19 protein-coding genes are annotated in these 18,421 nt (G+C 70.9%); 13 read left to right on the forward strand and 6 right to left on the reverse strand.

Annotated elements, in window-relative coordinates:
* Window positions 1-131 precede the first annotated feature (131 nt).
* The gene (locus U9R90_RS20695) at window positions 132-752 is read left to right on the forward strand and encodes a helix-turn-helix transcriptional regulator (RefSeq protein ID WP_411058138.1); all 621 of its coding nucleotides are present in this window, start codon (window positions 132-134) and stop codon (window positions 750-752) included.
* Between the two features lie 351 nt (window positions 753-1,103).
* Window positions 1,104-1,700, forward strand: a complete 597-nt coding sequence (locus U9R90_RS20700; RefSeq protein ID WP_411058139.1) for an HdeD family acid-resistance protein — start codon at window positions 1,104-1,106, stop codon at window positions 1,698-1,700.
* Between the two features lie 182 nt (window positions 1,701-1,882).
* On the opposite strand, the gene U9R90_RS20705 is transcribed toward U9R90_RS20700, so the two are convergent.
* Entirely contained in the window at window positions 1,883-2,653 is a 771-nt protein-coding gene (locus U9R90_RS20705; RefSeq protein ID WP_411058140.1) for an SDR family NAD(P)-dependent oxidoreductase, read from the reverse strand.
* A 212-nt stretch (window positions 2,654-2,865) separates the two neighbouring features.
* On the opposite strand from U9R90_RS20705, the gene U9R90_RS20710 reads away from it, so the two are divergent.
* A complete protein-coding gene (locus U9R90_RS20710) occupies window positions 2,866-3,489 on the forward strand; it encodes a TetR family transcriptional regulator (RefSeq protein WP_411059756.1) in 624 nt (207 codons plus the stop codon).
* 251 nt (window positions 3,490-3,740) lie between these two features.
* Complete coding sequence (locus tag U9R90_RS20715) at window positions 3,741-4,424, forward strand: glycerophosphodiester phosphodiesterase (protein ID WP_411058141.1); 684 nt, start codon at window positions 3,741-3,743, stop codon at window positions 4,422-4,424.
* Between the two features lie 57 nt (window positions 4,425-4,481).
* Here the strand turns inward: U9R90_RS20715 and U9R90_RS20720 are convergent, their stop codons facing one another.
* Window positions 4,482-5,042, reverse strand: coding sequence for a GNAT family N-acetyltransferase (locus U9R90_RS20720; protein WP_411058142.1), 561 nt, complete (start codon window positions 5,040-5,042; stop codon window positions 4,482-4,484).
* A 79-nt stretch (window positions 5,043-5,121) separates the two neighbouring features.
* On the opposite strand from U9R90_RS20720, the gene U9R90_RS20725 reads away from it, so the two are divergent.
* From U9R90_RS20725 to U9R90_RS20740, 4 genes are all read left to right on the forward strand, one after another.
* Complete coding sequence (locus tag U9R90_RS20725; RefSeq protein WP_411058143.1) at window positions 5,122-5,514, forward strand: VOC family protein; 393 nt, start codon at window positions 5,122-5,124, stop codon at window positions 5,512-5,514.
* Window positions 5,515-5,677: 163 nt separating this feature from the next.
* On the forward strand, window positions 5,678-6,238 hold the full coding sequence (locus U9R90_RS20730; protein ID WP_411058144.1) for a DUF5134 domain-containing protein: 561 nt from the start codon (window positions 5,678-5,680) through the stop codon (window positions 6,236-6,238).
* A 96-nt stretch (window positions 6,239-6,334) separates the two neighbouring features.
* Window positions 6,335-7,270: a M56 family metallopeptidase gene (locus U9R90_RS20735; protein ID WP_411058145.1), complete on the forward strand. Its 936-nt coding sequence runs from the start codon at window positions 6,335-6,337 to the stop codon at window positions 7,268-7,270.
* A gap of 89 nt (window positions 7,271-7,359) precedes the next feature.
* Window positions 7,360-8,403: a methyltransferase domain-containing protein gene (locus U9R90_RS20740; protein ID WP_411058146.1), complete on the forward strand. Its 1,044-nt coding sequence runs from the start codon at window positions 7,360-7,362 to the stop codon at window positions 8,401-8,403.
* 21 nt (window positions 8,404-8,424) lie between these two features.
* On the opposite strand, the gene U9R90_RS20745 is transcribed toward U9R90_RS20740, so the two are convergent.
* On the reverse strand, window positions 8,425-9,402 hold the full coding sequence (locus U9R90_RS20745) for a serine hydrolase domain-containing protein (RefSeq protein ID WP_411058147.1): 978 nt from the start codon (window positions 9,400-9,402) through the stop codon (window positions 8,425-8,427).
* Window positions 9,403-9,469: 67 nt separating this feature from the next.
* Here U9R90_RS20745 and U9R90_RS20750 point away from each other — a divergent pair, with 67 nt between their 5' ends.
* Entirely contained in the window at window positions 9,470-10,159 is a 690-nt protein-coding gene (locus U9R90_RS20750; protein WP_411058148.1) for an HAD family hydrolase, read from the forward strand.
* 28 nt (window positions 10,160-10,187) lie between these two features.
* On the opposite strand, the gene U9R90_RS20755 is transcribed toward U9R90_RS20750, so the two are convergent.
* The gene (locus tag U9R90_RS20755) at window positions 10,188-11,561 is read right to left on the reverse strand and encodes a pyridoxal phosphate-dependent decarboxylase family protein (protein WP_411058149.1); all 1,374 of its coding nucleotides are present in this window, start codon (window positions 11,559-11,561) and stop codon (window positions 10,188-10,190) included.
* A 325-nt stretch (window positions 11,562-11,886) separates the two neighbouring features.
* Between U9R90_RS20755 and U9R90_RS20760 the strand changes: the two genes are divergently transcribed.
* Entirely contained in the window at window positions 11,887-12,558 is a 672-nt protein-coding gene (locus U9R90_RS20760; RefSeq protein ID WP_411058150.1) for a TetR/AcrR family transcriptional regulator, read from the forward strand.
* Here U9R90_RS20760 and U9R90_RS20765 read toward each other — a convergent pair.
* Entirely contained in the window at window positions 12,546-14,045 is a 1,500-nt protein-coding gene (locus U9R90_RS20765; RefSeq protein WP_411058151.1) for an LVIVD repeat-containing protein, read from the reverse strand. The two genes, U9R90_RS20760 and U9R90_RS20765, sit on opposite strands and share 13 nt — an antisense overlap.
* A 202-nt stretch (window positions 14,046-14,247) precedes the next feature.
* On the opposite strand from U9R90_RS20765, the gene U9R90_RS20770 reads away from it, so the two are divergent.
* From U9R90_RS20770 to U9R90_RS20780, 3 genes are all read left to right on the forward strand, one after another.
* Window positions 14,248-14,919, forward strand: coding sequence for a DUF305 domain-containing protein (locus U9R90_RS20770; protein WP_411058152.1), 672 nt, complete (start codon window positions 14,248-14,250; stop codon window positions 14,917-14,919).
* 164 nt (window positions 14,920-15,083) lie between these two features.
* Window positions 15,084-16,439 (forward strand): FAD-dependent oxidoreductase, encoded by a 1,356-nt coding sequence (locus U9R90_RS20775; protein ID WP_411058153.1) that lies wholly within the window; start codon window positions 15,084-15,086, stop codon window positions 16,437-16,439.
* A gap of 180 nt (window positions 16,440-16,619) precedes the next feature.
* Window positions 16,620-18,050 (forward strand): nucleobase:cation symporter-2 family protein, encoded by a 1,431-nt coding sequence (locus U9R90_RS20780; protein ID WP_411058154.1) that lies wholly within the window; start codon window positions 16,620-16,622, stop codon window positions 18,048-18,050.
* On the opposite strand, the gene U9R90_RS20785 is transcribed toward U9R90_RS20780, so the two are convergent.
* Entirely contained in the window at window positions 17,970-18,335 is a 366-nt protein-coding gene (locus U9R90_RS20785) for an ArsR/SmtB family transcription factor (protein ID WP_411058155.1), read from the reverse strand. The two genes, U9R90_RS20780 and U9R90_RS20785, sit on opposite strands and share 81 nt — an antisense overlap.
* Between the last annotated feature and the right edge of the window lie 86 nt (window positions 18,336-18,421).

Below are 18,421 nucleotides of genomic sequence, written 5' to 3' on the forward strand. Positions count from 1 at the left end.
CACACGAGGGTCCGCAGGGGTTCCGTACGGCTTGTTTCAATTAGCTATATGACTAGTCGTCAGATCCCGGAGTGGCAAGAGATGCGGCGCAGGGATTGCGCTCCCGCCGCCGACGCGCCTTCAATGCGGCCATGAGTGATCGCCGAGCGGCCGAACGTCCCCAGGACCCGGCAGCGGGGCTGCCGCCGACCGCGTGGGCCGTGCTGGGGCTGCTCTCCTTCCCGGGCGAGCGGACCGGGTATGAGCTGAAGAAGTGGGCGGACGCCTCGCTGCGGTTCTTCTACTGGTCGCCCGCGATCAGCCAGATCTACGCGGAGCTGCGACGGCTGGAGTCGCTCGGGTACGCGACCTCGCGCCGCTCTGGGCCCGAGGAGCCGCGCGCCAAGCGTACGTACGCGATCACCGGCGAGGGGCGTGCCGCACTGGCGCGCTGGGCCGGTTCGGGGCAGGACGCGGGGGCTCCCGTACTCAAGCATCCGCTGCTGCTGCGGGTCTGGCTCGGGCATCTGGCCGCGCCGGACCAGTTGCGGGGGTTGGTGGAGGAACACATCGCCCGTACGAAGGGGGAGTTGAAGGAGGCGCGGGACGCGCTCGCGCGTACGGACGGGGTGGAGACCTGGGGCCATCCGCGGATCGTGCTGCGCTGGAGCGAGCGGCGGCTGCTCTCGGAGCTGGAGCTGGCCGAGGCGATGCTCGACGACCTGGAGGCGATGCCGCGTCAAGGCACGGGGGACTCGCCCACGTACGAGTGACGGAGTGGCTCACCGTCGGCCGGGCCGATAGGACGGTGCGGGTCAGCTGCCGTCCGCCGTTTGGAGCAGTGCCCCGTGAGTATGCGTGCCGTCCTTGTCGCAGCCGTCATCACCGGGCTGATCCTGGGGATCGCCGGGGCCAGAGCGGAGCACTCCGCCCTTCCGCAGAGGCCCGGGGCGTCCGCCGACAGCGGCCGTTAGGGATCAGAAACAGGCTCTCGGCCGCGGCGACAAGTTCTGCGAGGTGCGGGCCGCGTTTCTACAGTGGCCGGGAGAACCCCGGCTGTGATCCGCGCACCGAAGCACAGCAGCACAGAACGAAGCACAGCAGCACAGAACAGAGGGCCGAGCATGAGCCGAACCGCCGCACCCCCTCAGAGCCCGCCCACCGGACCGCTCGGGCGCCTGGCACACAGCGCCTGGCAGGCCGTCCTGTTCGCCGGGGTCGCGACCCTCTTGCTGGGCGTGCTGATCCTGGTCTGGCCCAGCGCGTCGCTGGTCGTGGCGGGCGTGCTCTTCGGGCTCTATCTGGTCGTCAGCGGCATCCTGCAGCTGGTCGCCGCGTTCGGTACCCATGTCTCCACGGCACTGCGGGTGATGGCGTTCATCAGCGGCGTCCTGTCGATCCTGCTGGGGCTGTTCTGCTTCCGTGGCGCGATGCAGTCGATCCTGCTGCTCGCCCTGTGGATCGGCATCGGCTGGCTGTTCCGCGGCATCACCCAGACCCTCGCGGCGGCTTCCGACCCCGCGATGCCCGCGCGTGGCTGGCAGGCCGCCCTCGGCGTCATCAGCGCGCTGGGCGGTGTCGTGCTGATCGCCTCGCCGCTGGAGTCGGTCGCCGTCCTGACGCTGCTCTGCGGTCTGTGGCTGGTCGCACTCGGTGCGATGGAGATCGTCACCGGGCTCCAGGTGCGCGGCCGCGCCAAGGACATCCCGCCCGGCGTGTGAGCCTGGCGCGCGCGGCGGCACACCGGAGCCCGCGCCCGGAGCCCGCGCCCGGTGACCGCCGCGGTCTGGGAGGCGCGGCCGGAGGGACTCGACCCGAGCGACGCAGCCCGAGCGACGCAGCCCGAGGGGCCCGGCCTGAGGGGCCCGGCCTGAGCGACGCGGCCCGAGCGACGCGGTCGGCGTCAGAAGTGCGTGCCGCCGTCGACGCGTACCTCGGTGCCGGTGATGAACCTGCCGTCATCGGAGCCGAGCATGGCGACCACGCCCGCGACCGTCTCCGGGGCCGCCATACCCTCACCGATGGCCGGGGCGAGCTTGGCGAACAGCGACCAGTCGGTGTCGTCGGGCAGGCCGGGGCCACGGCCCGTGGTCATGTCGGAGGCGATCGAGCCGGGCGCCACCGACACCGCGCGCAGCCCCTGCTTGCTGTACTCGCTCGCGATGGAGTGGGTCATCGACTGGATGCCGCCCTTGGAGGCCGCGTACGCCGCCATATACGGGTGCGCGAAGGACGCCGAGGTGGAGGAGAAGTTGACGATGACCGGCTCGTCGCCTTCGAGCAGCGCCGGGATCGCCGCGCGGATCATCAGGAACGTGCCGGTGAGGTTCACCGCGATGATCTGGTTGAAGAGGTCGAGCGTCGTCGTGTGCGTGTGCCCGGAGCGCAGGATTCCGGCAGCGTTCACCAGGACGTCGAGGCCACCCAGGGTGCGGACCGCGGCCGCGACGCCCTCGGCGACGGACGCCTCGTCGGAAATGTCGAGCCGTGCCGTACTCAGCCGCTCCGCAGTGCCGTCGGCGACGGCCGTGTCGAAGGTGGCCTTCAGCCCCTCCTCGTTGACGTCCACGCCGACGACCCGGCCGCCCTCGGCGAGTATCCGGTGCACGGTGGCCTGGCCGATGCCCGAGGCCGCGCCGGTGATCAGTACGCGGCGACCCGTATAGCGGTTCATGTGCTGCCTCCCACTCCCTGGGCGCCGAGATCTCGACGCGCTGCACACGGTACGCCTGGGTGACACGCTTTGCCATAGCGACCAAACGTGCACTCCCGGCACCTCAGGCATCCGTCAGGCGTAGGCTTTCTCCGGTGAGCACCAGGCCGTCCCCCTCCACTTCCTCCACCTCCGCTTCCTCCGCTTCCTCCGCCTCCCCTTCCTCCCCCTCCCTGACCGAGCGCCGCAAGGCGGCCACCCAGCTCGATATCGCGCACGCCGCCGTCGAGCTGTTCATCGAGCGTGGCCCCGACGGCACCACCGCCGAGGAGATCGCGCACCGGGCGGGGGTCGCGCTGCGCACCTTCTACCGGTACTTCCGCAACAAGCAGGATGCCGTCGCCCCGCTGCTCGCGAGCGGCGCCGACCGCTGGCGCGCCCTGCTCGCCGCCACCGAGCCGGGCACCTCCGCGCCCGATGCTCTGGAACACGCCATCGCCGAGGCCCTGTCCGTACCGGACGAGCAGGCCGCCGGAGGGCTGCGCAGCACCCGGGGACTGCTGCGCGCCGCTGCCGACGACCCGGCGCTGCGGGCCGTCTGGTACCGCGTAAACCAGGAGTCCGAGGAGCGGCTCGTGCCGGTGGTGGCCGAGATCGCGGGCGCGGGCGCGGACCCGCTGGAGGTACGGCTCGCCGCGGCCGCCGCCACGGACGCGATCCGTATCGCACTGGAGGCCTGGGCCGCGACGGACGCCGACGTCGAGGGCCCGGACTCGCCCGCCGCACTGGCCGTGCGCTGCCTGCGGGAGCTCATGGGCGGGATGCGCCTGGTGGGGTTGGGCAACGGCCCGGGCTAGCCGCTTGGATACGGCCGGGCTAGCCCTTGGGTGCGGCCGGGCTGACCCTCGGGTACGACCGGACTGGCCCTTGGGTAACGGGCCGGACCAGTACAACGACGGGCCCGGGCACCCGGTACCGCGCGGCGCGGGTTACGCGACCGGCTTCATACGTTCGTGAACGTTGTCTTGCGCTCTCCGGTGTCCCTCGCCAAGCTTGCGCAGTGGATCAGGCGGGGGCAGACACTGGCGTCGACGGAAGCGAGAGAACCTTGAACTTCCTCACCATCGGTCATCGCGGGCTCATGGGCGTGGAGCCCGAGAACACCCTCCGCTCCTTCGTCCGCGCCGAGCAGGCCGGACTCGACGTCATCGAACTGGACCTCCATCTGAGCAAGGACGGCGCACTCGTCGTCATGCACGACGCCCAGGTGGACCGGACGACCGACGGCAAGGGCCCGATCGCCGAGAAGACCCTCGCCGAACTCCGGGAGCTGGACGCGGGCCGCGGCGAGCGCATCCCCGTCTTCGAAGAGGTACTCGACGCCGTACGGGCCCCGCTGCAGGCCGAGATCAAGGACACCGCCGCCGCCCGCGCCCTCGCCGAGGTGATGCACGGGCGCGACCTCGTGTCACGGGTCGAGGTGCTCTCCTTCCACAGCGCCGCGCTCGCCGAGATCTCCCGCCTCGTGCCGGGGGTACGCACCGCGCTCGTCGCCAGCCGGTACGGCACCGACGTCGTGGAGCGCGCGACGGAGGTCGGCGCCACCACGCTCGTCCTGAACATCCGGCGGCTCACGCTGGAGACCGTCGAGCTCGCCCGCAAGGCGGATCTGCGGATCATCGGCTGGGTGGTGAACACCCAGGACCAGCTGCGCCTGGCGCGTGCGCTCGGACTCGACGGGGTGACGACCGACTACCCGGAGATCAAGCGTACCGGCCGCTTCACCGCCTGAGCGGCTGCCTGAGCGGCTGCCTCAGCGCCTGCCGCCAGGCCCTGCACCAGCAGGCCCCTACACCGGGTCCTGCGCCAGGTCCTTCACCAGCAGCTCGAACTCCAGGTCAGGCCGCTGCGGGACGCCGAAGCGCTCATCGCCGTACGGGAAGGGGCTCAGTTGTCCCGTACGGCGGTAGCCGCGCCGCTCGTACCAGGCGATCAGCTCATCCCGTACGGAGATCACCGTCATGTGCATCTCGCGCACCCCCCACTCCTCGCGGACCGTGCGCTCCGCCGCCGCCAGGATCACCTTGCCGAGACCCGCGCCCTGGAGTTCGGGCCGGACCGCGAACATCCCGAAGTAGGCGGCCGTGCCACGGTGCTGGAGCTGGCAGCAGGCGACGATCCGGCCGTCGCGCTCGACGGTCAGCAGACGGCTGTCCGCCGCGCGTATCACCTCCAGGACGCCCTCGGCGTCGGTGCGCTGCCCCTGGAGGATGTCCGCCTCCGTGGTCCAGCCCGCCCGGCTCGCGTCGCCGCGGTAGGCCGACTCGATGAGCGCGACGAGCTCGTCGGCGTCGGTGTCCCGGGCCGCGCGGAAGGTGAGCTCTCCTGCGGCGTGTGCGGCGATGTCCATGCGGCGCGCCCCTTCGTTCCCTGGTGTCCTGTGGCTCGGCAGCCTCCGAGCGTAACGCGGTCCCGCTAAGGTCCAGATCATGGTCCACGTACTGAGCAGCCGTGTGCTCCTTCGGCCCACCGACCCCGAGCGCAGCCGGGCCTTCTACGGCGAGGCCCTGGGGCTCGCCGTGTACCGCGAGTTCGGCACCGGGCCCGAGCGCGGCACCGTGTACTTCCTCGGCGGGGGCTTTCTGGAGGTGTCGGGACGCGCGGACACCCCACCGTCGCCGGCGATCAGATTGTGGCTCCAGGTCGCGGACGTCGCCGCCGCGCACGAGGAGCTCACGGCGCGGGGGGTGCCGGTGCTGCGCCCGCCGCAGCGTGAGCCGTGGGGTCTGGTGGAGATGTGGATCGCCGATCCCGACGGCTGCGAGATCGTGCTGGTGGAGGTTCCCGCGGACCATCCGATCCGGTACCGACCGGGCATCTGACGCCGCCCGATCCGCTACGGGCCGGGCTTCCGACACCGCTCGTGCTCCCCATATACACCCATGCGCCGCGTACGCCCCTGCCAGTACGGGGAATCGACCTGTCGACACCGTCGATGCGTCGACACCGTAGATGCGTCGACACCGTCGATCGGGGAGGTCCGCGATGCACGGACCGGCACTCGCCGGCTGGTTGATGGTCGCGCTCTGTGCGGCGACCGGGGCGTACTGCCTGTTACGGATGCGCAGTCCGGTCGCGGCGCAGCGGGAATCGGCGGGTGGTGAGGCGCTGATGGGGTTCGGGATGGCGGTGATGGCCGTACCGGCCGCGGTGCTCTGGCCGCCCTGGTGGGTCTGGGCCGGGTACGCGCTCGTCTTCGGTGGCGCGACGCTGCGGGCGCTGTGGGCGGTACGCGGCGCCGCCCACCATCTGCACCATGTGGTGGGCACCCTCGCCATGGTCTACATGGCCGTGGCGATGGCCGTCACACCGGCCGCGCACGCCGGGCACACGGGCGCCGGGGTTCCGATGCTCACCGGCGTACTGCTGCTGTACTTCGGCGGCTATGTGCTGCGGTCGGGGGCCCGCCTGGTGCCGGTACCGGCCACGGCCGCGGGGGGTGGTGGCACTCCCCCGGCGGCGGCCTGGGGCGATCGGGCCGAGATCGCGACGGTGTGCAGGCTGTCGATGGGGATCGCGATGTTCGCGATGCTTCTGGTCATGTGAGCAGTGCCCGCTGGCGACCTCCTCCGCCGCCGTGGCATGCGTCACTTGGCCTCGCAGCCCATACCGCCCGGTAGCAGACCCTCATAGGGTGGACCCATGTTGGTCCCTGTCGCCCTGCTGCTGCTTGGCGTACTGACCGCCGCCTTTGCTCCTCGTCTGCTCGCACGGGCCGAATGGCCGGAGCGCGAGCCCGTGGTCGCCCTGTGGGTGTGGCAGTGCGTGGTGGCCGCCGTGCTGCTCTGCTGCGTCCTGTCGATGACGCTGAGCGCGGCCGCTGCCTGGCACACGGTACGCGGCCAGGTGTTCGCACCGGCGCCGCACGGGGTGATCGAGGCGTACGCGCTGGGGACCACGGGGCCGTGGGCCGCGGCGACCGCGGTGGTGCTGGCCTGTGGCGGGCTGTGGACCGGGGCGATGCTCGTCCGCGAGATCGCGCGGTCCCGCACCAGGCGTCGGCGGCGCCGGGCCGAACTGCTGGTGCGCTCCCCGCTGCTGCCGGGCGAAGAGCCGGGACCCGACCGGCTGGTCGTCCTGGAGGGCGAGCGTCCTGATGCCTGGTGGCTGCCGGGCGCGACACCCCAACTGGTCATCACCACCGCCGCGTTGCGCCGCCTCAAGGGGCGCCAGCTGGACGCGGTGCTCGCCCATGAACAGGGTCACGCGCAGGCCAGGCATGACTGGCTGCTGCACTGCTCGGCCGCGCTGGCGTACGGCTTTCCGCAGGTGCCGGTGTTCGCCGCGTTCCGGGACGAGATGCACCGACTGGTCGAACTGGCCGCGGACGACGTCGCCTCGCGCCGCTTCGGGCGCCTGACGATCGCCCTGGCGCTGGTCGAACTCAACGAGGACCGCGGCGTGTTCGGCCCCTGCCCGGCCCCGCACGCGCAGGTCCCGCAGCGGGTGCACCGGCTGCTGGCGGCCACACCGCGACTGACCGCAGGGCGCCGACTGCGGCTGACGGCGACCGCGGCGCTGGTACCGGCGATTCCGCTCCTGGTGACCTTCGTACCGGGACTCACGGCGCTGGGATAGCACCCGCCCGCCAGTTTTCCTCGCCCCTGCCCTCGGCCATTGCTACGCTCCGCGTACTACGTGCCACGTACTACGGGACAGGGGTAATGATGCGGACCAACGACGCCCAGATGCTCGTACTGAGCACCCTCACCGACGGACCGCGGCACGGGTACGCCATCAACGCAGCCATCGAGCGGCTGTCGGGCGAGCGCCTCGGCCCGGGCAGCCTCTACGGGGCATTGGCCCGCCTGGAGGCGAAGAAACTGGTGGAGCCCCTCCCGGGACAGGGCCGTCAGCGCCCGGTCCAACTCACGTCGCGGGGGCGTGACCTGCTCGATCGGGAGGCGCGGTCCATGGCCAGGGTGAGCGAGCACGTCTTCGAGACCGCCACGCCCGACGAGATCGGCTACCTGGACCGGGTGGCGGCGACGGCCATCGGCCGCTCGTACAAGCAGCTGGCGCTGGACGCACTGGAGGTCCGACCCGGCCAGACCGTGCTCGACCTGGGGTGCGGGCCGGGAACCGACCTCGGGTCGCTGGCCGAAGCGGCCACCGCCTCCGGGACCGTGATCGGAATCGACGCGAGCGACGAGATGGTCGAGCGGGCCGGCGCGCGTACGGCCGACCTGCCCACGGTCGAGGTACGGCGAGGCGACATCCACGCGCTGCCGCTGGCGGACGACAGCGCCGACCGAGCCCGCACGGACCGCGTCCTGCAACACGTGACGGACCCACTCCTGGCCCTCACCGAGGCGCGACGCGTACTCCGCCCCGGCGGGCGCCTCGTCATGGCCGAACCCGACTGGGACTCACTGGCCATCGACCACCCCGACGTGGAGCTCGCCCGCGCCTACACCCGGCACATCACCGACAAGGTCGTACGCAACGGAGTCATCGGCCGCCAACTCGCCCGCCTCGCCGAAGAGGCCGGATTCGCCCCGCCGAGGGTCATCCCCAGCACATCGGTCTTCCGCGACGCCCGCGAGGCCGACGCCGTCCTCGGCCTCCACCGCAACACCGAACGCGCCACAGCAGCCGGCTACCTCCCCGCCGAGTCCGCCCAACCCTGGCTCGACGACCTCGCCACGGGGCCCTTCTTCGCCGCGGTGACGCTGTACGTCGTGGTCGCGGACGCGCCCGCGGAGCCTTAGCGATACGCCGGTCAGCGCGGGTCAGCCACCCGCCAGGACCGCTTCGAGCCGCCACAGCAGCGCATCGATGTCGGCCGCCTCGTCGTTGCAGAGGACCGCGAGGGTGACGTCGAGGTCGGGCAGCCTGGCGAGGAAGGACTGGTATCCGGGATTGTCGCCGTGATGGAAGTACGCCGGGTGTCCGGCCAGGGTGCCGAGGCAGTAGCCATACCCGTAGCTGTCCGCGGTCGCCGGACCGTCGGTGCCATGCTCCCGTGGCAGGCGCGCGTGCGGGGTGACGAGCGCCATGCTCGACCCCGCGCCAAGCAGGGTGCTGGACGTACGGGCGGCGGTGAAACGGTGCAGATCGCCGACGGTGGACCAGACGTCTCCGGGACCTGGCAGGGCCGCGAACTCCGGGGCGTAGACGCGGCGGCCGTTCCGGTGGCCGTATGCCAGCGTGTCGGAGGGGGCCGCGCCGACACATGTCGACCTCATGCCGAGCGGCCGCAGTATCCGCTCGGTGACGAAGTCCGCGTACGGCTGTCCGGCGATCCGCTCGACAACCCGCGCCACCAGAAGGTAGCCAGGACTGCTGTAGTACCACTCACGTCCGGGCACGTTGCGCAGCGGCACCTTCGAGAGTTGGTCCAGGACGTCGTCGGCGTGCCCTGGTCGGCTGACGTGGAAGCCGGGGATGTCCTGCCAGTGGCCCAGGCCCGCGGTGTGCGAGAGCAGTTGATGGAGGGTCAGGTGCTGCCAGGCCGCAGGGCAGCCGGGCAGCCAGTGGGCAATCGGGGCGTCGAGGGTGAGCCGCCCCTCCTCGGCCAGCAGCAGCGCCGCCGTGGCCGTGAACTGCTTGCTTACCGAGGCGATTTGGAAGCGCGTGTCCGGCGTGCAAGGCGCTCCGGTCCCGGCTTCGCAGGCTCCCGCGGCGGCCTGGCAGGCCACGGTTTCGCCGCGCACCACGCGCAACGTACCGCTGAATCCTCGGGGCAACTCCAGGCCCGCACCCGCCATCCGGTAACGGTAGTTCCGCCGCGACAGGTCCGAAAGTTGTCCGTCGCTGGCCAGTAGGCTCTGCCCAATGGATGCCGTGCTGTTTGATTTCTCCGGGACTCTGTTGCGGATCGAGTCCGCCGAGTCGTGGCTGCGCGCGGTGCTCGCCGCGTCTGGAACGGCCTTGCCGGAGCCGGAGTTGCGTCGGTATGCGGCGGCGCTGGAGACGGCGGGCGCGCTGCCCGGTGGTGCGTCCCCCACTGCGGTGCCGGATCAGCTGGCCGAGTTGTGGGCCACCCGCGACCAGAGCGCCGAGCGGCACCGTGCCGCGTACACGGGGCTCTCGCGCCAGGTTTCGCTGCCCTCGCCTCACCTCCATGACGCCCTGTACGACCGGCATATGAGCCCGGCCGCCTGGGTGCCGTATCCGGACGCGGTGAAGGTGCTCGGTGCGCTGCGCGGGCGTGGGATCAGGGTTGGCGTGGTCAGCAACATCGGGTGGGATCTGCGGCCGGTGTTCCGGGAGCACGGGCTGGCGGCGTTCGTCGACGCGTATGTGCTGTCGTACGAGCACGGGATCCAGAAGCCCGATCCGCGGCTCTTCCTCACCGCCTGCGAGCTGCTCGGTGTCGCCCCCGCGGACACTCTCATGGTCGGCGACGACCGGCGCGCGGACGGCGGTGCCGCTGACGCGGGCTGTGCGGTGCATTTCGTGGACCATCTCCCGGCGCACGAGCGACCCACGGGGCTGTTGCCGGTACTCGACCTGGTCGGCTGACCGTGGACCGCTGACGTCGCGCGCCCGGTCACACTGCTTTGCGGAGGGCCTCGATCACCGTACGGACGTCGTCTTCCGTGGTGCGCCAGTTGCTGAACGCCGCCCGGAGCGCGGGATCGCCCGCGTACACGGTGGGGGTGAGGAAGGCCCGGTCGGCGAGCGCCGCGGTGAGTGCGGCAAGCCGGGCGGGGGTGGGGTCGTCGGCGAGGGTGAAGCAGACGACGTTGAGCCGGGCCGGAGCCAGTAGCCGCAGTTGCGGGATGGTGTCGATGGCCTCGGCCAGGGACTGGGCGCAGGCCAGGCTCCGTTCGACGATCTCGCGGTGGCCGTCCCGGCCGTAGGCGCGCAGCGCGAACCACGCGGCGAGCGCGCGCAGGCGGTGGGAGTTCTCCGGGGTGAGGTGGACGCTGTCGGGGGTGTCGCCCAGAGGGCCGAGGTAGGCCGCGGAGTTCTGGAACACGCGGGACTGCAGGTCGCGGCGGCGGGTGAACTGCACCGCGCTGTCGTAGGGCACGTTCAGCCACTTGTGCAGGTCCACACAGATCGAGTCGGCGGCGTCGAGGCCGTCCACCAGGTGCGCCGTCGCCGGGGTGAGCGCGGCGAAGGCGCCGAAGGCGGCGTCCACGTGCAGCCAGAAGTCATGGCGGTCGCGGAGTGCCGCGACCGCCCGCAGGTCGTCGAAGTCGCCGGTGTTGACGGTGCCTGCGTTGGCCACCACGACGCACGGCCCGTCGGACTCGGCGAGGGCCGCGTCGAGCGCCACCGGGTCGACCGCCTCGCGCCCGGCGAGGGTCGCCACCGTGGTCAGTGCCCCCCTGCCGAGGCCCAGCATCGACAGGCCCTTGGCCACACTGGAGTGCGGGGTGCCGGACAGCACACGGGCCGGTCCGAGCGCCCCGGCTCCGTCCTCGGCCGGGGAGACCCCGCGCCGCTCCCCGAGCCATTCGCGGGCGATCGCGAGACCGACGGTGTTGGACATCGTCGCCCCGCTGACGAAGGTGCTCTCGTGCGCGCCGGACAGCCCGAACAGGTCACGCAGCCAGCCGACCGTCTCGCGTTCCAAGCGTTGGCCCGTGCTGTCCAGGGACGACATGGAGTTCTGGTCCACGGCTGCCGTCAGCCAGTCCCCCGCCAGGGCCGCCGGGGTGGCGCCGCCGGTGACGAAGCCCAGGTAGCGCGGCCCGGCGCTGGCCGACAGGCCGGGCTCCCAGCGTTCGGCGAAGTCCCGCAGCGCGGCGAGCAGGCCGCTCCCCTGCTCGGGCAGCGCGGCTCTGTGCGGGCCCGTCGCCTCGGGCACCACCGGCCTCTGGTCGACGTCCTCCAGGAACGCCGTCGCATGCTCGCGGACCGCCTGCAGCAGCGCGGGCAGGTGCGCCAGGTCGGCGGCGAGGTCGGGGTGCATGGCGAGCTCCGTTCGTCACAGCTCCCCATGTCCCCCATGAGGCGTCAGGGGGATCGTTGCGTGGGGGGCCGTGGCCTGATCGCCGAATGGCAGATACGGGCGGCGCCCCACGGCCGCGGCGCAGGCGCCAGGGCCGCCGTACACGCGCGGAGTCATCCGCTTTGGGCGATCCCCCGCGTCGCCCAATGCGCGGAGTCATCCGCTTTGGGCGATCCCCCGCGTCGCCCAAAGCGGACAACAGCCTGGATCGGAGCCCACACCAAGGACCCCTGACAGGACGACCTGAGTATATTGGCTGGGAGCCAGTCAACGCAGGAGTTACAGGATGTCCCCGCGCAGCGCATCGGTCAATGAAGAGTTGCGCAGACGTTCCCGCGAGCGGCTGCTGCAAGCCACGGTCGAGCTGGTGGACGAGCGCGGATACGAGGCGACCACGCTCGGTGACATCGCGGATCGGGCGGGTTCCGCGCGCGGGCTGGTGTCGTACTACTTCCCTGGCAAGCGGCAGCTGCTGCAGTCGGCGGTGCACCGGCTGATGCATCGCACCCTGGAGGCCGCCCTGGAGCGCGCGCCGGGTACCGATGACGGGGCGGAGCGGCTGGCGCGGGCGATCGACGCGGTGCTGGGGCTCGCGCGTGACCACCCGGTGCTGATGCGGGCGCACATGGCGGGGATTCTGCAGGCCGAGGGGTTTGTGCAGTGCCCGGAGCAGCAGCGGCTCGCGGCGCTGCTGCGCGACACGGTCGCCCGCCGTGGTGTGCGGGATGTCGACACGGAGTATCCGCTGCTGCGCGCCCTGCTGATGGGTGCGGTGTTCGCGGTGCTGCTGCCGGGGGCGCCGATGCCGGTGACGACGCTCCGGGCGGAGTTGTTCCAGCGGTTCGGGCTCGCCTGGGAGCTGGGCGTTCCGCCGGGCGGGAAGCCGCCCGACGGAACGCACGGGGTGCTGCCGGGTCAGTCGACCCAGTGGGCTCAGCCGCTGACTCAGCGGAAGTAGTTCGGCTGCGTCTGTACGTTGAGCTCGTGCAGCCGGACCCGCTTCGCCGGGTTGGTGCGGTGGTCGTCGATCTTCAGGACGTCGAAGCCCTTGGCGATGTCGTTGGAGTAGATGTAGCCGTTGTAGTAGTACGCCGACCACGAGCCGCCGACCCGCAGCGAGTCGGTGGTGAGGGGGCCGCGCTCGAAGTAGCCGATCTCCTTCGGCTTCTTGGAGTCGGTGAACTCCCAGACGGAGACGCCGCCCTGGTACCAGGCCTGGACCATGATGTCCCTGCCCCTGACCGGGATCAGCGAGCCGTTGTGGGCCACACAGTTCTCGGTGTCCGCCTGGTGCCGCGGGATCTTGAAGTAGCTCTGGAAGACGAGCTTGCGGTGGTCGCCCTTGCCCTTGATGGCGTAGATGCCGTTGGCGCCGCGGTCGGGGCCGACCTCCTCGTTGCAGGTGGCGCCGCCGCCACCGCCGAGCTCGTCGGTGAAGACGACCTTCTTGGCCTTCTGGTTGAAGGTCGCGGAGTGCCAGAACGCGAAGTTGACGTTGTCCTGGACGGTGTCGATCACCCGCGGCCGCTCCGGGTCCTTGATGTCCATCAGGATCCCGTCGCCCATACAGGCTCCGGCGGCGAGGTTCTCGGAGGGCAGCACGGTGATGTCGTGGCAGCCGGTGGTCTTGGTGACACCGGGGTTGGTGGGTCCGCCGGGGTTGCCGCCACCGTCGGGGCCTTCACCGGGGAAGAGCACCGAGAAGTCCACCAGGGCGGCGTTCTCGGGGGCCTTGCGCGGGACCTTGACGATCGAGATGCCGTCGTGCGGCGGCTGGCAGTCGGGGAACGACGCGCTGGGGAAGTACGAGGAGACGTAGATGTAGACGTTTTTGCGCTTCGGTACCAGCGTGTGGGTGTGCGAGCCGCACGCGGTCTCGACGGCCGCGACGTACTTCGGGTTCTTCTTGTCGCTGATGTCGAAGACCTTCATGCCCTCCCACGAGTCCTTCTCGGTCGCGGGCTGGGACGTGCTCTCGCAGGAGTCGTCACTGCGCGAGGAGTCGGTGGACAGGAAGAGCAGGTTTCCGGAGACGGAGATGTCGTTCTGCCCGCCGGGGCAGAGCACCTGCGAGACGGTCTTGGGAGCCTTCGGGTTGCTGATGTCGAAGATCCGGAAGCCGTCGTAGTTGCCCGCGAAGGCGTATCTGCCCTGGAAGGCCAGGTCCGAATTGGTGCCTGGCAGTGCGTCCTTGGGGATGTTGGCGATGTGCTTCATGTTGTCGGAGGTCACGATCTCGTCGGGCTCGGGGATCTCGCCACGCTTGATCGCTGCCTCGGTGTCGGCGGCCGTGCCTTGCGAGACGCCCTGCGACGAGGGTTCGTCATCGGGGTCCGGTGTCGCACCGGCCGGAGCTGCCGTGAAGAGCGTGGCGACGAGCCCGGCAGCGGCGGCCATGACGCACAGGCGTCTGCGCCGTGTTCGGGATTCCTTCAACAGGGTCACTGCGTCCTCCCTAATGGCCGTTCATGGTTGAACGGTTCAGAGACAACGGCAGTATCGTGCGGGGCATGCACATTTCAACAGGGGGCGGCCTACTTGTCATCGGGGATTTCGATCACTGACGATCGGATGCGTACCAGGGTCTGATCCGCCGGACAGGCCGAGGCCCCGCCGTCGTCCAACTCGTGTGCCACAGGAGGCCGTTGTGCCGCTCCGCCGCAGATACCCGCGCGACCACGCCGTTGCCGTCACTGCCTGCCTGGCCGCGGCCGTACTCGTCCTCACCGGGTGCGAATCCGATGGCGGCTCCAAGGCCGCGGACCGCACCGGCCCTCCGGTGATTGCCCCCGGCAAGCCGGGCGAGGCGGCGCGGACACTCTCCCCCGAAGAAGCCGCACAGAAGTCCGATGTCTCGCCCCCCAACTCGGCGGACTTCGACTACGTCAGGATGATGATCGAGCACCACCAGCAGGCGCTGGTGATGACCGAACTGGCCCCGAAGCGCGCCGAGTCGGCGAAGGTAAAGCGCCTGGCCGCGCGCATAGAAGCTGGTCAGGGCCCGGAAATCGGCACGATGCGGGGTTGGTTGAAGGAGCACGGGGGCAAGAAGAAGGGCGGCGACAAGGACGGCCACGACCACGGCGACGCCCCGATGGCCGGCATGGCGACCGAGGCCCAGCTCAAGACGCTGCGCGCGGCCAAGGGCAAGGCCTTCGACGAGCTCTTCCTGAAGCTGATGATCACCCACCACGGGGGCGCCGTGACGATGGCCACGGACGTGCTCGGGCAGGGCAACAACGTACGGGTCGAGCAGATGGCGAGCGACGTCATCGCCCAGCAGACCAGCGAGATCGGCCGGATGCGCGCCATGCTGTGAGTGCGCACACGCTCAGTGCACGCGCTCAGGGCGCACGCTCAGTGCATGCGCTCAGGGCACGCGCTCAACGAGGGCCGCATCCCGACAGTGCACCTCTCCCCCTTCCGGCACAGCAATGCGATGCTGGATACCACCGCAGGGTTTCCCGCGGAAGGAGCCGTACCGTGCTTCAGGTCGCCGTCGTCGGATCTGGTCCGAGCGGGGTCTACACCGCCCAGTCACTCCTCCAGCAAAGCCGGGTGCCGGGGGTGCGGGTCGATGTGCTCGACCGTCTGCCGTGCCCGTACGGCCTGGTCCGCTACGGTGTCGCGCCGGACCACGAGAAGATCAAGTCGCTGCAGAACAACCTGCGCACGGTCCTGGCGGACGACCGCGTACGGTTTCTCGGCAGCGTCGAGGTGGGCTCCGGGCCGCTCACCCCCGAGCGGCTCCGCGAGCTCTACGACGCGGTGGTGTACTGCGTGGGAGCCGCCACCGACCGCAGGCTCGGCATCCCCGGCGAAGAGCTCGCCGGCAGCTACTCCGCGACCGAGTTCGTCTCCTGGTACAGCGCGCACCCGGACACAGACGAGAACGGCTTCCTGCGCGTCGCCCGCTCGGCCGTCGTGATCGGCGTGGGCAATGTCGCGGTGGACGTGACCCGGATACTGGCCCGCGGCGCCGACGAGCTGCGGTCGACCGACATGCCGCAGTCGGCGCTCGACGTCCTGGCCCGCAGCCAGGTACGGGACGTGCACATGGTGGGCCGGCGCGGCCCGTCGCAGGCGAAGTTCAGCACCAAGGAGCTCCGCGAACTGGGAGCCCTGCCGGACGCCGAGGTGGTGGTCGACCCCGCGGAGCTGGCGCTCGACCCGGCCTGGGCCGACCCCACATCGCTGCCCGCGGTGAACCGGCGCAACCTGGAGGTGCTCCGCGGCTGGTCCGAACGGGCGCCACAGGGCCGCGCGCGGCGGATTCATCTCCGGTTCTTCCTGCGCCCGGTGGCGATACTCGGGACGGCCGGGCACGTGACCTCCGTACGCTTCGAACGCACCCTGCCGGACGACCAGGGCCAGGTGACGGGCACCGGACAGTACGAGGACCTCGACGCACAGCTGGTGCTGCGGTCGGTGGGCTATCGCGGAGTGCCGCTGGAGGGCCTGCCGTTCGACGCGGGACACGGCACGGTGCCGCACCGCGCGGGACGGGTACTGCGGGACGGCGCGGTGTCGCCCCGCGAATACGTCGCGGGGTGGATCAAGCGCGGGCCGACCGGGGTGATCGGCACCAACCGCCCGTGCGCCAAGGAGACGGCCAGCTCCCTGCTCGACGACGCCCCCGGCCTCGTACGCCAGGAACGGGGCGACGACCCGCTCAGCGCGCTGCGCGCCGCGGGGCTGCGGCCCGTCGAGTGGACCGGCTGGCAGGCGATCGAGCGCGCCGAGTCGGAGCTCGGCGCCGCACAGGGGCGCGGATCGGTGAAGATTCCCGACTGGGACGGGCTGCTGCGGGCCGCGCGGGACGCCGACGACAGGGCTTAGTGCCCAGGTGCGGACCGGCGCCGGGGACCGCCCAGAAACGTCGACACGGCGCGGCAACACTCACGTAATCAACAGAATGTTCAAGGCGCTTACGGTCTCGTCCTGTCCCCGTCATCCGCATCCGGCTGCCGATCGCCCCCCATTCGACCGGCCGCGCGGAAGCCGAGCCCCAGGAGCGCCATGGCGTCCGCAGCACCCCCGTCCCGGCACCCCGTCGACGCGGTACCGCCCCTTGCCCAGCTGGGCGCCTTCGGCCTGCAGCATGTGCTGGCGATGTACGCGGGCGCGGTCGCCGTACCGCTGATCGTCGGCGGCGCGATGAACCTGCCGCCCGCGGACCTCGCGTATCTGATCACCGCCGATCTGCTGCTGTGCGGGATCGCGACCCTCATCCAGTGCGTCGGGTTCTGGCGCTTCGGCGTACGGCTGCCGATCATGCAGGGCTGTACGTTCGCGGCGGTCTCGCCGATGGTCCTGATCGGCACCGGGGGCGGCGGACTGCCCGCGATCTACGGCGCGGTGATCGTGTCCGGGCTGGCGATGATCCTGCTGGCGCCCGTCTTCGGACGGCTGTTGCGGTTCTTTCCGCCGCTGGTGACCGGCACGGTGATCCTCATCATCGGGGTCTCGCTGCTGCCGGTGGCCGGCAACTGGTCGGCGGGCGGGGTGGGTTCGGACGATTTCGGCGCCCCCGGGAATCTGGGCCTCGCGGGATTCGTCCTGCTCGTGGTGCTGGCCGTGCAGCGGTTCGGGCCCGCCTTCCTCAGCCGTATCGCCGTACTGGCGGGCATCGTGGCCGGAATGGCCGTCGCCGTGCCGCTCGGTTTCGCGGACTTCGGCGGGGTCGGGGACGCGAGCTGGCTGGGGGTCAGTACACCGTTCCACTTCGGGGCGCCGACCTTCGAGTGGGCCGCCGTGCTGTCGATGCTGGTCGTGGCGCTGGTGATCATGACGGAGACCACGGGTGACATGATCGCGGTCGGCGAGCTCACCGACCGCAGGGTCGAGCCGCGTGCGCTGGCCGACGGGCTGCGCGCGGACGGACTGTCCACCGTACTCGGCGGGGTCTTCAACACCTTCCCGTACACGGCGTTCGCCCAGAACGTGGGTCTGGTCGGTATGACGCGGGTGCGCAGCCGCTGGGTGGTCGCCACCGCGGGCGGGATTCTGGTGCTGCTCGGGCTGCTGCCCAAGCTGGGCGCGGTGGTGGCGTCGATTCCGGCGCCGGTGCTCGGCGGGGCCGGTCTGGTGATGTTCGGCACCGTCGCCGCGAGCGGGCTGCGGACGCTGGCGACCGTCGACTTCCGCGGCAACCACAATCTGACGGTGGTCGCCGTGTCGGTCGCGGTCGGGATGCTGCCGGTCGGGGTTCCGGAGATCTACGCCGAGTTCCCCGACTGGTTCCAGACCGTGATGGACAGCGGGATCAGTGCGGGCTGCCTCACGGCGATCGCGCTGAACCTGCTGTTCAACCATCTCCCGGGCGGGAAGCGGGAGTTGTCGGGACCCGCAAGTGACTCAGCGGGCGAATCAACCCTCGCCGAGCCGGTCGTTCTGCCGCCCCAACGCGCCGAGAAGACTGTCGAGGAGGCCCGGATAGAGCGCGGCTAGGTCCGCTCGGCGCAGCCCGTTCATCTTGGCGGTGCCCCGGTAGGTCTGCTGGACCACCCCGCTCTCGCGTAGCACCCGGAAGTGGTGGGTCAGCGTGGACTTGGTGACGGGCAGGTCGAAGTGCGAGCACGGCAGCTCGTCTTCGACCCGCGCCAGCTCATGGACGATGCGCAGGCGCATCGGATCGGACAGTGCGTGCAGCACGCCCTCAAGCCGCATCTCCGCGCGCGAGGGGTGCTCAAGCTCGCGGCCACCACTCCGCGCGGTGTTCACCGAGGTCGTCATGCGGGCTCCACATCGTCAGGGGACTCCATCGTACGAGACTCATCGTAGTTTGACATCTCCCGTACTACGAGGGATATCGTACGAGC

It is taken from the genome of Streptomyces sp. E11-3 (assembly GCF_046540415.1).
Classification (GTDB): Bacteria; Actinomycetota; Actinomycetes; order Streptomycetales; family Streptomycetaceae; genus Streptomyces.